The sequence below is a fragment of the Streptomyces sp. NBC_00885 genome, assembly GCF_045207475.1.
GTDB lineage: Bacteria > Actinomycetota > Actinomycetes > Streptomycetales > Streptomycetaceae > Streptomyces.
Genome location: NZ_CP108796.1, coordinates 748,913 through 763,768 on the forward strand (window position 1 = coordinate 748,913; position 14,856 = coordinate 763,768).

At 69.6% G+C, this 14,856-nt stretch carries 7 protein-coding genes; 5 read left to right on the plus strand and 2 right to left on the minus strand.

The window, feature by feature from the left end:
- Window positions 1-11 precede the first annotated feature (11 nt).
- Genes OHA61_RS03525 through OHA61_RS03535 form a run of 3 tightly spaced genes read left to right on the plus strand, consistent with a single transcriptional unit; the run spans window position 12 to window position 9,080 of the window.
- Window positions 12-4,946 (plus strand): amino acid adenylation domain-containing protein, encoded by a 4,935-nt coding sequence (locus tag OHA61_RS03525; protein ID WP_406301636.1) that lies wholly within the window; start codon window positions 12-14, stop codon window positions 4,944-4,946.
- Between the two features lie 58 nt (window positions 4,947-5,004).
- Complete coding sequence (locus tag OHA61_RS03530; protein ID WP_406301637.1) at window positions 5,005-8,262, plus strand: amino acid adenylation domain-containing protein; 3,258 nt, start codon at window positions 5,005-5,007, stop codon at window positions 8,260-8,262.
- Window positions 8,259-9,080 carry an alpha/beta fold hydrolase gene (locus tag OHA61_RS03535; RefSeq protein ID WP_406301638.1) on the plus strand — a complete coding sequence of 274 codons (822 nt, stop codon included), beginning with the start codon at window positions 8,259-8,261 and terminating at the stop codon, window positions 9,078-9,080. Before OHA61_RS03530 ends, OHA61_RS03535 begins: the two co-directional genes overlap by 4 nt.
- A 108-nt stretch (window positions 9,081-9,188) precedes the next feature.
- Here OHA61_RS03535 and OHA61_RS03540 read toward each other — a convergent pair whose 3' ends face one another.
- Both OHA61_RS03540 and OHA61_RS03545 read right to left on the minus strand, forming a co-directional pair.
- Window positions 9,189-10,553, minus strand: coding sequence for an MFS transporter (locus OHA61_RS03540; RefSeq protein ID WP_406301639.1), 1,365 nt, complete (start codon window positions 10,551-10,553; stop codon window positions 9,189-9,191).
- Window positions 10,554-10,562: 9 nt separating this feature from the next.
- Window positions 10,563-11,966, minus strand: coding sequence for a hypothetical protein (locus OHA61_RS03545; protein WP_406301640.1), 1,404 nt, complete (start codon window positions 11,964-11,966; stop codon window positions 10,563-10,565).
- A 264-nt stretch (window positions 11,967-12,230) separates the two neighbouring features.
- Here OHA61_RS03545 and OHA61_RS03550 point away from each other — a divergent pair, with 264 nt between their 5' ends.
- Entirely contained in the window at window positions 12,231-13,379 is a 1,149-nt protein-coding gene (locus OHA61_RS03550; RefSeq protein WP_406301641.1) for a GNAT family N-acetyltransferase, read from the plus strand.
- Window positions 13,380-13,656: 277 nt separating this feature from the next.
- Window positions 13,657-14,838, plus strand: a complete 1,182-nt coding sequence (locus OHA61_RS03555; RefSeq protein WP_406301642.1) for a GNAT family N-acetyltransferase — start codon at window positions 13,657-13,659, stop codon at window positions 14,836-14,838.
- The last annotated feature ends 18 nt before the right edge of the window (window positions 14,839-14,856 follow it).

Sequence of the window (14,856 nt, forward strand, 5' to 3'; positions counted from 1 at the left end):
AAGGATCGTTCATGGCGCCGACCACCCTCGTCGCACTGTGGGAGCAGCAGGCAGCCGCGACGCCCGACGCGGTCGCCGTCGTCGCGGGAGCACACCGCGCCACCTACGCCGACGTCGACCGCCGGGCCACGGCACTCGCCGCCGAGCTGCAGGCACGCGGCATCGGACCGGAGAACCTGGTCGGCGTCTGTCTCGGCCGCTCGGTCGAGATGGTCGTGGCCCTGCTGGGCATCCTGAAGTCGGGCGCCGCGTATCTGCCCCTCGACCCGAGCTACCCGGCCGACCGGCTGCGGCACATGACCACCGACTCGGGGGCCGGGCTGTGGCTGTGCGACGCGGACCACCGCGCGCATGCCCTGGCGTCCGGCGCGGCCGACGTCCTGCTGGTCGAGGACCTCCCCGCGGAACCTGCCGCACCGGTGGCCCCGGTGGTGCACCCGCACCACCTGGCTTACGTCATCTACACCTCCGGTTCGACCGGCCTGCCCAAGGGCGTGGCCGTCGACCACGCGGCGATCGCCTCGTTCCTACGGAGTGCGGCCGAACGCCCCGGCCTCGGGGCGGACGACCGGGTCCTCGCGCTGACCCCGCTGTCGTTCGACATCTCGATACTGGAGCTGTTCCTGCCGCTGACCCGGGGAGCGACGGCGGTGATGGCCCCGCGCGCCGCCAACACCGACCCCGAGCTGCTGGCCGCCACCATCGCCGAGGCGGGTGTGAGCGTCGTCCAGGCGACCCCCACCACCTGGCGGATGCTGCTGGCGTCCGGCTGGACGGACGGGCACGGCCGGGTACTGCTGTCGGGCGGTGAGCCGCTCGATCCCCAGCTGGCCCGCGACCTGCTCGCCACCGGCGGCACCCTGTGGAACCTGTACGGGCCGACCGAGGCGACGGTGTGGGCCACCGCCGCCCGCATCGATGCTGTGGCCGACCGGGTCACGGTCGGCACGGCCCTGTCCAACACCCGGCTGCACGTCGTCGACGAGGGCGGGCGGGAGGTCGGCCCGGGAGTCACCGGCGAGCTGTGGATCGGCGGCGCGGGCGTGGCGCGCGGCTACCTCAACCGGCCCGCGCTGACCGCCGACCGGTTCGTGCCCGACCCGTTCGGGGACGCCTCCGGGCGCCTGTACCGGACCGGCGACCTCGCCCGCTGGTCCGCCGACGGCATTCTGGAGGTGCTGGGGCGCAATGACCACCAGGTCAAGGTGCGCGGCTTTCGCATCGAGCTCGGCGAGATCGAGGCCTGTGTGCGCAGCCACCCCCTCGTCACGGACGCGGTGGTGGTCGTCGACCGCGAGGCAGCCGGCGGCGACCAGTTGGTGGCGTACCTCGTGCCCGCGCACGACGCGCGGAACGCATCCGAGGATCTGCCCCGCCAGGTCCGTGACCACCTCGCGCAGCGGCTGCCCGCCCACATGGTGGCCCAGGGCTACGCAGTGCTCGACGCCCTGCCCCGCACCCCTGCGGGCAAGACCGACCGCGGCGCCGTGCAGCGGATCGCGCACAGCCCGGTCCGGGCGAGCGGGCCGATGCCCGACGACGCCCCGCTGCCGCCGCACACCGCGGCGGTGCGCCGCGTGTGGTCCGAGGTTCTCGGGCTCGACGACGTGTCCCCGTACGACGACTTCTTCGGCCTGGGCGGTCAGTCGCTCACCGCGATACGGGTCGTGGCCCGGCTGCGTACGGAGCTCGGCGTGCCGGTCGACGCCCAGTCGGTCTTCGCGCATCCGACACCCGCCGCGCTCGCTGCCGCCCTGGACGGCGTGGCGCCCTCGGACGACGAGCCGATCCCCGCGGCCGCGACCGCCGAACTCTCCTTCGGCCAGGAACGGATCTGGTTCTTCGAGCAGCTGAACGACGCAGTGCCCGCCTACCACCTGCCGGTCGCCCTGGGCCTGCCCGGCGGGCGCGTCGACCTGACGCTGCTGCAGGACTGCCTGTCCGCGCTGGTGCACCGGCACCCGGCGCTGCGCACGGCGCTCGTCGCCGTCGACGGCCGGGTCCGCCCCGAACTGCGCGAGCCGGGACCGCTGCCGCTGCGCTGCACCGAGGTCGCCGAGGAGGACCTGGACGCGCTGATGACCGAGCGGGTCCGCGCCCCCTTCGCCCTTGACCGCCCACCGCTGCTGCGCGCGGACGTGCTGCGCACCCCGAGCCGTGACATCACGTTGCTGACGATTCATCACATAGCATGCGACGGCGCATCGGTCGACCTGATGGTGCGTGAACTGGGCGAGCTCTACACGGAGCTCACCGCCGGCCGCCGCCCCGCCCCGGCACCCCTGCCTGTGACGTACGCCGACTACGCGGCCTGGCAGCGCGAGCGACTCACCGGCGCCGAACTGGAGCGGCTGCTCGACCACTGGCGCACCCGGCTGTCCGGCGTGCCCGTCCTGGAGCTGCCGACCAGCCGACCCCGGCCGGCCGTCGCGAGTCACCGCGGCCGCCGCGAACTGCTGCGCATCCCTGGCGACTTGACGCACCGGCTGCGCAGGCTGTGCCGGGCCGAGGGCGTCACTTTGTTCATGGGCCTGCTGGCCCCGTTGCAGGTGCTGCTCGGCCGGTACGCCGACGAGAGCGATGTCGCCGTCGGCACCCTGGCAGGCGGCCGGCCGCGCCCAGAACTCGACGATGTGGTCGGCTACTTCGTGAACACCGTCGTCCTGCGCACCGACCTGTCGGGCGACCCGACGTGGCGCGAGCTGCTGGGCCGCGTCCGCGAGGTCGCGCGGCAGGCGTACGCGCACCAGGAGCTGCCCTTCGAGAAGCTGGTGGCGCAGCTGAGCCCGGAGCGCGACCTGAGCCGTAACCCGCTCTTCCAGGTGCTGTTCGCCCTGCACGAGGAGCCGGCGGCCGGTCACGTCACCGAGCTGTACGACCGCAAGGAGCTGGAAGGACGGCTCGGCACAGCCCGCTTCGACCTCGCCCTCGACGTGACGGACCACGCCGCCGGAGCCGGTGACCTCAGCATCTCCATCGAGTACGCCACCGACCTGTTCGAAGCCGACTTCGTCCGGGGCCTCGGCCGGCACTTCCTGCGGGTGATCGAGCAGATGGTGTCCGGCGCCACGGCCCGACTGTCCGAGCTGGAGATCGTCTCGGCCGATGAGCTTCGTGCCCTCTCCATCGGCCACCGGGCCGAGCCAATGCCCGAGCCGACCACCCTGGTCCGCCTGTGGGACCGCCAGGTGCGGACCACCCCGGACGCGATCTGCGTCGTGGGCGACGGCCGGTCGCTGACGTTCGCCGAGACCGACGCGCGGGCCTCGGCCCTGGCCCGGGAACTGCGGACCGGGGGCGTGCGCCCCGAAAGCCTGGTCGGCGTCTGCCTGGAACGCTCGGTGGAGCTGGTGGTCGCCCTGCTGGGCGTGCTCAAGGCGGGCGGCGCCTACGTCCCACTCGACCCCGGCTACCCGACGGACCGGCTGCAGTACCTGCTGGCCGACTCGGGCGTACGCCTGGTCGTCACGGACCCGGCGCACCCCGCCTCGGCCCTGTTCGGCGACGGCGTGCGGCTCGTGGCGGTGGACCAGGAACCCGGGGCGGACCCGGGCCCGGCGGAGGAGGCACAACCGCACCACCTCGCCTACGTGATCTACACGTCCGGCTCGACCGGCAACCCCAAGGGCGTCGCGATCACCCACGCCAACATCACCGGGTTCCTGGACTGGAACCAGCGGCTGTGCCGGCTCACCGGGCGGGACCGGGCCCTGCTCAACCACTCGGTGGCGTTCGACAACTCGGTCTGGGAGATCTTCCAGTGCCTGGTGTCCGGCGCCGAACTGCACCTGGCGAGCCCCACCGCCGCCTACGACCCCGATGAGTTCCTGCGAGAGGTCGCCGAGCGCGGCATCACCACGCTCAACGCAACGCCCTCGCAGATGCGGATTCTGCTGGAGTCCGGTACGGATCCCGCTCCCCGACTCGGCTCCGTACGCCTGGTGTTCACGGGCGCCGAGGCCGTGCCGCACGATGTGGCCCGCCGCATCCTGTCCTCCACCGCGCCGGGATGCCAGGTCTTCAATGAGTACGGGCCCACCGAAGCGACCGTCACCTCTGCGTTCTGCCCGATCACCGAGGAGCTGCTCGACCGGCACAGCCATCGCCCGAGCGTCCCGTTCGGCCGGGCGACCGACAACGCCCATCTCTACGTGCTGGACCCACGGCTGCGCCCGGTCGCCCCGGGCTGTCGCGGCGAGCTGTACGTCGGCGGCAGCGCCGTCGGCCGCGGCTATCTCGGCAGGCCGGCCCGCACGGCCGGGGCGTACCTGCCCGACCCGTACGCCGCGGAGCCCGGCGCCCGTATGTACGCCACGGGCGACGTGGTCCGGCTGCTGCCCGACGGAAATCTGGTCTTCCTCGGCCGCAACGACCACCAGGTCAAGGTGCGCGGCTTCCGCATCGAGCTCGGCGAGATCGAGTCCGCACTCCAGAGCCACCCCACCGTGGCCGACTGCGTGGTGGCCGTGCGCCGCACCCGCACCGGCGTGGACCAGCTGGCGGCCTACCTGATCCCCGAGCACCCCGACCGACCCGCCCCGGACCCGGCGGAGCTGCGCGCCCACCTGGCGGAGCAACTGCCGCCGTACATGCTGCCGCAGAGCTACACCGCGATCGACGAGATCCCCCTCACCCCGAACGGCAAGGTCGACCGGGGCGCACTGCCCGACCCATTGACGGTGTCCGCCCCTGCCCCGGCCACCCGCCGGGCCGTCACCAAGCAGCAGCTCCTGGTCGCCGAAGTGTGGCGGGAGTGCCTGGGCGTCGAGGAGGACTTCGGGCCACAGGACGACTTCTTCGACGTCGGCGGCACCTCGTTGACCATCACCACGGTCGCGGGCCGGCTCAGCGAACGACTCGGGCGCCGGGTCCCGCCGGTCCTGGTCTTCAGGAACCCCACCGTCGAGGGCCTCGCCGAGGCCCTCGGGGAGGACACACAGCGATGAGCAGTACCGACGGCACTGCGGGACCCAGATCACGAGACACTAGCGAGGGACGTGCAAGATGACCCCCGGCGAAGAGGAACTGGGAAAGACAGTGGTCTCCCGGAGTCCCGCATCCGTTGCTGGCTATGACCGTGTGCGACACGGCATCCACAATCTTCGGCGTGCTGAGTTCATTGCCGATCCACGAGGCTACTGGAACGCGATTGCGGAGCTCCCGCCGATCTTCTACGACGAAGTAGGAGGCGTCTGGGTCTGCTCCGGCTATTCCGAGGCGGCCGAGATCCTTTCCAACGGCCGGGTCTTCTCCTCAGCCCGTCATCATGCCCCCGGAGATCTGCAGCAGCGTGGCATGGAACATTTCCTGCCGACCGCAGAAATGCTTTCGGCGCAGTTCCTGTTCAGTGATCCGCCCGAGCACACCAGAATCCGGGACGCGCTGCGCGGGCAGTTCACCCGGGCGAGCGTGCGGCGGCACGATCCCGCAATGCGGGACATGGTCGCCGAGTTGCTGCGCTCGCTGCCCGACCACGGGACCGTCGACGTTGTAGCGGACTTCGCAGAGCAGTTGCCGACGCGCCTGATGACGTATCTGCTGGGCATGGACGGCCGGGCCGAGGAACTGACCCGGTGGGCGGATGCCTACGAGCGGCTGCTGAGCAGTGTGTCCACCTTCCCCAGCCGGACGGACAGCGAGATCGTTCCGGTTATCGACGAGGCACTCGCCGGGCTCCGCCGACTGGCGGCCGAGCGTCTGGCCGCGCCTGGTGACGACCTCCTCTCCGCGCTCGCGACCGGCCTGCAGGGCGACTTCGGCCGTCGCTCGGATTCCCCTGGAAAACCGCCCGAGGAACTACTGCAGTTGGTCGCGGCCAACGCCATGGTCTTGATCGCCGGCGGCTATCAGACCCTCACTCACCTGGTATCCACCGGCCTACTGCTGCTCGCCGAGCAACCTGAGCAGCTCAAGCGACTGCGCGCCGAACCGTCGCTGATCGACTCTGCGGTGGACGAGCTGATGCGCATCGACGGATCGAGTCAGTACGTGGGACGCCAGGTGGTGCGCGATGTCGAGGTCGGGGGAGCGCGACTGAAGGCCGGAGCGAGTGTCATCGTGCTTCTTGGCGCTGCCAACCTCGACCCGCGGAAGTTCACGGAACCGCTCGTCTTCGACATAGGCCGCAGTGAGGGGCGTCACCTGGGCTTCGGAGCGGGACTGCACTACTGCATCGGCGCACCCTTCGCGGAACGACTGGCCGGATGGGCGATTCAGGGCTTCATCGAGCAATACCAGGAGTTCACTCCGCTCGACGGGCCGTCAGACACGGTCCAGTGGGGCCGGCATGGCAACACGCGGTCCCGGGCCCACGCCGGGATGACTGTTCAGCGCGGCCCCAGGGAGAACGCGCCCGGCATCGAGCCACCGGACAGGGCGCAGGATGTCCTCCCGGAGCCGAAGACGCTCACCGAACTCGAGCGCCACCAGCTCGTCACGGAATGGAACGAAACCAGCCCCCTGGTCGGCACCTCCGCTTCGGTCTGCTGGCATGTGCTGTTCGAGGAACGAGCCCGTCTGACACCGGACGCCATGGCGGTCGAAGACCAGGGCGTGCCCTACTCGTACGCCACAATCGACGCGCTCGCGAACGGCAATGCACAGCGCCTGCGCGCGCTCGGCATCGAACCCGAGTCTGTCGTCGCCATCACCATGCAACGATCCGTGGACCTCGTCGTGGCGCTACTGGCCGTTGCCAAGGCGGGCGGCGCCTTCCTGTTGGCGGACGCCGCGTGCCCCGCAGAACGCCTGAAGACGATGCTTGAGCAGGCGCACGTGCGAGTGGTCCTCACCGATGACATGACCGCCGACCGGATCGAAGGGCTTGATGTCTCCGCGGCTGTCACCCTGTTGGACAGGGCCACTCCTGCAGCCGAACCGCCGATCACAGGTGTCATGCCGGGCAACAGCGCGTACGTCGTGTTCACCAGCGGCACCACGGGGCAGCCGAAAGCCATCATCAACAGCCATGAGTCGCTGGCGAACCTGCACATTGCCCAGCGACGTGTGTTCCAGGTGCATCCCCAAGACAAGGTATTGCAGTTTCTGTCCCTGAACTTCGACGGCTGCATATACGAGATCGTGCTGCCGCTGCTGTGCGGAGCGACCCTCGTTCTGGCGAGCACTGCGGAGCTCATGCCGGGCCCGTCCCTGGCGCGCCTGTTGCGCGAACGGCGGGTGACCATCGCAATCATGACCCCATCGGTGTGGGCTGTGATTCCCCATCTGGAGCTACCCGATCTGCGGATCGCCGCGTTCGCCGGCGAGCGGTTGCGCGGCGATCTGGTGCGCCGGTGGCGCGTGCGGGGACGCCGGTTGCTCAACCTCTACGGGCCCGCGGAGGCCGCGATCTGGTCCACGTGGCACGAGTGCTCGGACGACGACGACCCGCCGATCGGGCGGCCGGTTCATGGAAAACGTGTCTATGTGCTCGACGACGACCGGCGGCTGCTGCCCGTCGGCTGCCCGGGCGAGCTGTACATCGGAGGGGTGGGCGTGGGTCGATACCTCGGCCGCCCGGACCGTATGGCCGACTCCTTCGTGCCGGACGTGTTTGCCGACGAGCCGGGACGACTGCTGTACCGGACCGGTGATGTGTGCGTGTGGCGCGCGGACGGGGTCCTGGAGTACGTGGGCCGTCGCGACCGGCAGGTCAAGATCCGAGGGCAGCGGGTGGAGTTGGACGAAGTGGAGCGCGTCCTGGAAAGGGCGCCAGGGGTGGGCATGTGCCTCGTCACGGAACGCGACGGTCGTCTGACGGCCATCGTCGTGCCCTCAGCGCCTGGTCCCTGGCGCGAGGCCGAGGTACGTACGTACCTCGCGGCGCACCTGCACACCGGGATGATCCCCGCAACGTTCACCCTCGCCGACCGGCTGCCCATCACCCGCAATGGCAAGGCGGGGCATGATGCGCCGGCGCCGGCTCACGCCCAGGCGATCGAACCGGGCGGGGGCGGGCCGGCCGCGGCGTCCCCTCGCGGAGTCTCTCGGCCCACCGAAGACCGCACCCAAGGCACCGACGAGCCGTCATACATCACCTGGGAGCTTGCCCGTCTCTTCTCGTCCTGCCTGGGCTTGCCGCAGGCGGCCGTGAAGTTGGACACCGACTTCTTCTCGGCAGGCGGGGACTCGCTGGCCATCGCCGAGTTCATGGTATCCACCGAAGAACGGTATGACATGGAGATCCGAGTGGAGGAACTGCTCGCAGACGCCACGCTGGCCGGTGTAGTGCGGTTGGTGGGCCGGCGGAAGGAAGCGCGGTGAGCGGGGTTTCGGCCGCGGAGCCGAGTGGGCTGCGGGTCAGGCCTGCCGTCAGCAAGGTTGGCGGCGCAGTCCCTGCGGCGGCTGGTCCGGTGGTGTTCGTGCACGGTTCCATGGACCGCAGCATCAGCTTCCGGCGGGTTGTGGACTACCTCCCGGGGCGTCCGATTGTCGGCTACGACCGGCGCGGGTGGGGCCGTTCACGGTCGATGGGCGGTCCGAACGTGTCCATGGCGACGCATGTCGACGATCTCTGTGCAGTCCTTGCAGAGCTGGACACGCCACCCGTGGTGGTGGGCCACAGTTACGGCGCGCTGGTGGCGTTGGCCGCCGCCGCCCGCAGGCCGGAGTCGACCGCGGGCGTCGTCGCGTTCGAACCTCCGGTGCGATGGCTGCCGTGGTGGCCTGCCACCGACCCTTGGGAGGAAACAGTCAGCCGCGGCGCGGCCGACGGAGGACCCGAGCAGGCGGCTCGCGCGATGCTTACCGAAATCCTCGGCCGGACAGGTCGCTTGGTGCTCGCGCGGGCGCAGCCGGCAGATCTCGCTGCCGACGGAGCCTCGCTGTTGGCCGAGATGGCCGATCCGACCTTCAGTGTGCCGTTCTTCGACCCGCTGGACTTCCACACGCCCACCGTTGTCGCCGCCGGCTCCCTGTCTGTCCCCCATCACCGTGAGGTCGCTCGACGACTCGCCGACCTGCTTCCGTACGGGCAGTTCGTGGAGATCCAGGACGCACGACATGGCGCCCACGTCAGTCATCCGCAGGAGTTCGCCCACCTGATCGACAAGCTCGAACAGACGCCGCCCGATCGCGTCTGAGCCGCACTCGTCGATCGCGAGGCGCAGGAAACGCCGACCGCCGCCCGGTGTGTTGCCGGGCGGCGGTCGGCGTCGAGCGCGGTGCACGCTCAACAGGCGCGGGCAGGCTCAGCCGACGGCGTCGCCGTCGAGCTGTTCCACGGGGGCGACGTCCCCGCCCTGTGCGGCCTCGCTGGTGGCCGCGGCCCGCCGGTCGATCCCGAGCACGAGCGGTACGGCCAGCACGCTGATCGCGGTGAGGAACACCCAGGGCAGCACCGCACCGCCCTCCAACAGCGCTGTGAGCAGCGCCGGGGCGAGGGCACCGCCGACCGACCAGGACATCTGGTAGACGCCCAGATAGCGGCCCCGCAGATGCTCGGGCGCCATCACCACGCTCAGTTCGCTGGTCGGCGGCGAGCCGAGGATCTCGGCCACGGTGTAGAGCACCATCGCGATCAGCAGCCCGGCGATCACCGCCCAGCCGGGCAGCACGAGCAGCGTGCCGAAGACGACGAACGCCGCCGCGTTGAACAGCAGGGCCAGCATCAGCACCCTCGCCGGCCTGCGGGCCTCGATCCACCGGCTGGCCAGCGTCTGGAGCAGCGCGACCATGACCGTGTTCAGCACGACGAGCACGCCGACGATCCAGGAGCCGACATCGAGGTTGTCCGCCGCGTAGACGGCGAGCAGCACCGTGATCACCGTGGAGGCGAAGGCGAAGGAGATGTTCGTCGCGACCAGCCGCAGATACCGGGTGTCCTTCAGCACGGTGCGATAGCCGCCCGAGGGTTGTCCGGTGGGTTCGCCCGCCGCCTGCTCCGGCTCAGCGGGCTTCGGCTCCCCGGGCCCGGTGTCGGCGGCCTCGCTCGTGTCCGCGCCCCGGAAGGTGATCACGAGCCAGCCTGCGACGGCGAAGGTGACCACGTTGATCACCATGACCGCCCGCAGCCCGGCGACGGTTCCGATGCTCAGGGCCACCGCGGACGCGGCGCCGCCGAAACCGATGCCGACATTGCGCAGGGCACGGACGAAGCCGAACCAGCGAGCCCGCTCGACGCCCCGGGCGACCAGCACGATGAGCGGACTGTTGCCCATCCAGAAGGCGGTGGAACCCAGTTGCACCACGAACTGCCACAGCACGATCTGCCAGGCCGCGTGCGAGAACAGGAAACCGATGAATCCGGCCACCGAAACCCAGTTACCCACAGCGACCACGGTGCGCGGACCGTATTTGTCCAACAGGGGCCCGATAAAGGGCGGAACGGGCAGGGCGAGCAGTTGGCCGGCGGTCAGCGCGGCGCCGACGGCGACCAGTGACAGCGACGTCGTCTTCACGAAGAAGACGACGGTGAACGCCATCACCAACCCGTTTCCCAGGCTGTCGATCAGATTGGCCGTGACGAATCGGCCTTTTCCTGCGAGGTCCGGCAGACCCCAGGCCGTCTGAATCCGCCGCCACGCCGAATGCGCGGGGGAATGCTGCGGCACCATGACTTCTCTTTACTTCGCTGCGTCGGCGGGCAATTCGCCCACGGCAGGCACCTCGCCCCAGGCGGCAAGCTCGCTCTGGTGGAAGACCGTTGCGTAGCGCGCCTTGGCGTGCGACGTGCCGGTGATGATGCCGCCCGAACCAGCCGGTACCACCCTGGCGTCTGCTCCTGCACAACCACGCGGGGTGTAGAACATGCCATAGACCGCATGCCATTCCTCGGTTTCCCCGGATACCGGGTCCACCACAAGCTCCGGCCGGGGGATCACGCGCTGTTGTACGACACATCCTTCGACGGCGGAGTTCTCCAGAGCCCGCCGCCAAGTGGCGTCGTCCGTTTCCCAGCCCACCACGGCGCCGACTCCGCCGCCGAGTGCGTTGACCTTCAGGATCAACTGCTCGCGCCGCTCCAGGCATTCGTCGACGAGGTCGGTGTCGGTCTTGAGCACGTCAGTGTTGATCAGCCGGGTCCAGGGCAGCACCCGGTCGATGAGCCGGCACTCGTCCTCGCTGAGGTCGCGCCGCCGCGCCGGGTCTGAAAGCAGCGCCATACAGGCCTTGTTGGCGAACATGGTGCTGGAAAGCGGGGTCCACAGCAGCGTCCCGCCCGCCCGGTGCGCACGCAGCAGGGGTGCGACCAGGTCCCAGCCGTCGGATTCCTCGGCGATCTGGTCCGGGACGAAGGAGCGGTAGACCACGTCGATCTTCGTGTCCCCGAGGTAGAGCGCCCCGCCGCGTTCGTGCACGTCGGAGACCTCGGCCACCAGGACGTCGAGGCCCGCCGAGCGCAGTGAGGACTGGAAGTTGAGCCAGAGCTCGCCGTAGTCCGTCAGACCGCCGCGCCATTCCAGCAGGGCCACCACCGGGTCGCGCCCGGGTGCCACCCGGGCGCCGAAGCGGCGCAGCGCCTCCACCACGGCGCGAACGGGATGCACGTAACCGAGCCGGTTCCGGCGCGCGAAGTCGGCGAAGGCGTCGACCTCCATCATCGCCCGGGACATTTCACTCGCGAGGCCCCAGCCGCCGGTCTCGCTCCCCAGATTGGTCTCGAGGAGCTTGAATGAGGTGCCGTCGTGGTACATGTCGGCCCGGCCATAGTAAGGCGGCAATAGGTCACCGAACCGCCGTATCGCTTCCCAGCGGCCGTCGCTGATGCCGAGCACCGACCGGAATGCGTCCAGATCGCCGCCGAACATCCGGTCCGGCAAGGAAAAGAGTATTTCGACGAGATGCTGCAGGTCATCGGCGAACTCGCGAATATCACGCTCGGCGACGAAGAGGGGTCTGGCCAAATTCTCGCCATGCCAAGACGCGAGCGTCGGGAAGTCCTTGATGTGCTGGGCGACCGTACGCAGGTCACTGCCCGGTGCGCGGAACTCCTCGTTGTACTGGGCTGTTGCCCGCTCCGCCGACATGAAGTCTCCCTGCTCGATGGTGACTGGGCCCCTCGGCCCGCAGGGGGCACTATTTCACCCCAGTACCCGGCGCGACTCAATTGCGGCTCAATTGGCGGCCAATAGGCCCCCGTGGACACTGAACATCTGTGTTAAAACTAGAATGCTCGAACACCCGAAAAAGAACAGTTCTGCGGCCATGGGCGCACGATGTTCGGCACACTCAGCGTTCCGATCGCGCAGCGAACTCGCGGGCACGGTCAGGCCGAGACTATGGGAGGCGCCATGACCGCCACGACGGACACTTTCGCCGACGCCATCGGCGGGCTCGGGGACACCGAGTGGGACCGGCTCGCCGACGGCAGGTTCTACTCGTCGGCGCTGTGGCTGCGGGTGTGCGCCCTCGAGCCCGGGGCGGTCTCCGGCGGACTGCACGTGGAGACCCCGGGCGGCGGCCGGGCCGCGATCCCCGTGGCGGCGGTGACCGACGAGCCCACCCCAGACCTGCGGTGGCACGACCTGCTTACCGCGCGCGGCCTGCCGGCGCCCGAGCCGGGCGGCCTGCTCATCGGCCAGCGCCGCGGCTACCTGGCGCACCTGCTGACCGGCGAGGGAACCGATCGGACCGAGGCCGCCGCCGAGGTGCTCGACGCGGTCCGCGCGCTGCGCTCACCTCTGCACGAGGAGTCGAAAATCGCCCGCGTGGCGATGTACCTGACCACCGAGGACGTGGGGGCACTGCGCGCGGCGGGGGTGCGGACCGCCCCGGTCGCGCTGAAGACCGACGCCTGGATCGAGATCCCGCCCGGCGGCTACGACGCCTGGCTGCAATCACTGTCGGCGCACCGGGCCCGTCGTATCCGCAGCGAGATACGGAAGTTCGAGAAGGCCGGATACGAGGTGGAGCACCGGACGCTGTCCGAGTCCTGGCAGGACGTCGCCCGGCTGCTGGCCCGTTCATTGCTGCGCTACGGCCGAACTGTCGACGTGGCCCCGATGGCCGAGTCCTTCCGCAAGCAGGGTGAACTCGCCGGTTCGCGCGCCGAAGTGGTGCTGTGCTCACGCCCCGGCGAACCGCCCGTCGGCTTCTGCCTGTACTACCGTTGTGGCGACACCGTGCACCTGCGGGGGCTTGGCCTCGACCACGACCAACTCGCCTCGGCCGCCGAGTACTTCAACCTCACCTACTACATGGCGGCGCGGCTCCCGGGAGTGCGCAGGATTCACGCGGGCACCGAGACCGCGGAAGGAAAGGCACTGCGCGGCGCGAGGCTCCGGCCGCTGTGGCTGCTGGACCTCTCCGAGGACAGCCCGCTGGCCGGGTACGACGAGGAGATCCGCGAGCACAACCGCGCCCTGCTCGCCCGCCTGCGCGACTCCTCGCCCGCGGTTTCCGACGCCCTGGAGTACGAGCTCTGGGAGCCGTACTGCTGAGGCCAACTGCCGCCGCGGCAAGAGGCCGCGCGGCCGACCTCGACCGCGACCAGGCTGCGATCCGCGCCATGGAAGCGGCGGGTGCACGGACCCGTAGCCGCACCGGCCGGGGCCGCGCTGTAACCCGGCTTGAACCGCGCTTGAGGCGCCCCACCTATCGTCCCCATTTGGTGACGCCCTCGGCCTGAGGCCGACTGTGGCCGTTGGATTCGCCCGAACCCCCTGTGTCATCCCAGCACTCGCCGCTCGCCCATCCCCCTCGCCACAGGAGATTTCTATGTCTGTCTCGGCCTATGACTCCTTCACGGAGTTGCCTGCCGTTGACTGGGACACGCTCACGGTCGGTTCCAACATCTATTCCACCAGCGGATTCGCGGGAGTGCGCGAGGAGGCACTACCACCCGAAGCGCACGCCCGCTACCTGCTGGCACGCGACAGCGACGGCACCCCGGTTGCGGGTCTGGAGGTGTACTGCTTCACCAACGCACCGCACGATCTCTACGCCCCTGGGGAATTGCTGGGCGAGCTGATCGGTGACGAGCGAGCAGCCCACCTGAACACGAGGCCGATATCCATCGCGGCGGGCTGGTCGGAGTTTCGCGGACAGGTGCCCGGGCACGTAAATGCCTCAGCCGAGCAGCGGGAGTCGGCCCTCAGCCGGCTCACTGCGGAAGCGTTGCGGTTGGCCGAGCAAGCGGACTCGAGCGTGCTGGCCTACTGCTACCTACCGCTGGAGACTGCACGCGAGTTGGCGAAGGCTCACGCCTCGGACGGAGCGGTACTGCTCTTGCACAACGTTGAGACCAGGATGCCCATCGGTCTGTGGGCGGACTTCGACGAGTACGTCGACTGGCTGCCCGCCGGCCGGAAGCAGCGCGTTCGCCGCGAGCTGCGCAGATTCCGGGAGAGTGGGCGAGTCGTGACCGAACTGCCGCTGCCAGAGGTGATTAAGGAGATCGCGCCGCTGAACAGCGCGCTCATGCAGAAGTACGGGCACACCGCGCACGACGAGGAGCGCGCGGTGACCGTCTTCGATCGGCAGAGCCGTTTCCTCGGCGATGAAAGCTCGGTGCTGCTCTGTAAGGAGAACGACAAGGCTGTCGGTTTCCTGCTGCGCTACCGGCAGCACGACGTGCTGTACGCCCGAGCCGCCGGGTTCGACTACTCGGTGCCCAACGCCGACGACTACTACAACTTGATGTTCTATCACCAGATTGCTGCCGGTGTCGGCCGCAGCGTCAGCAGCATCCACCTGGGCATCAACACGTATGAGGCCAAGCTGCGCCGAGGAGCCCAGCCCACCCCGCTCTACAGCGTGTTCGTCGGCGTGGACCGGCCGTTGGAGGCGCAGGACAGTGTTGTGCGCGAGTACAACCGGACCCGATCCGCGGATTTCATGGCCAGGCACAACAAATACGTGGTGGGTGGCATCAACACCGACGACTGGCTGCTGGACTGACCCTCGTGCGGGGCACGG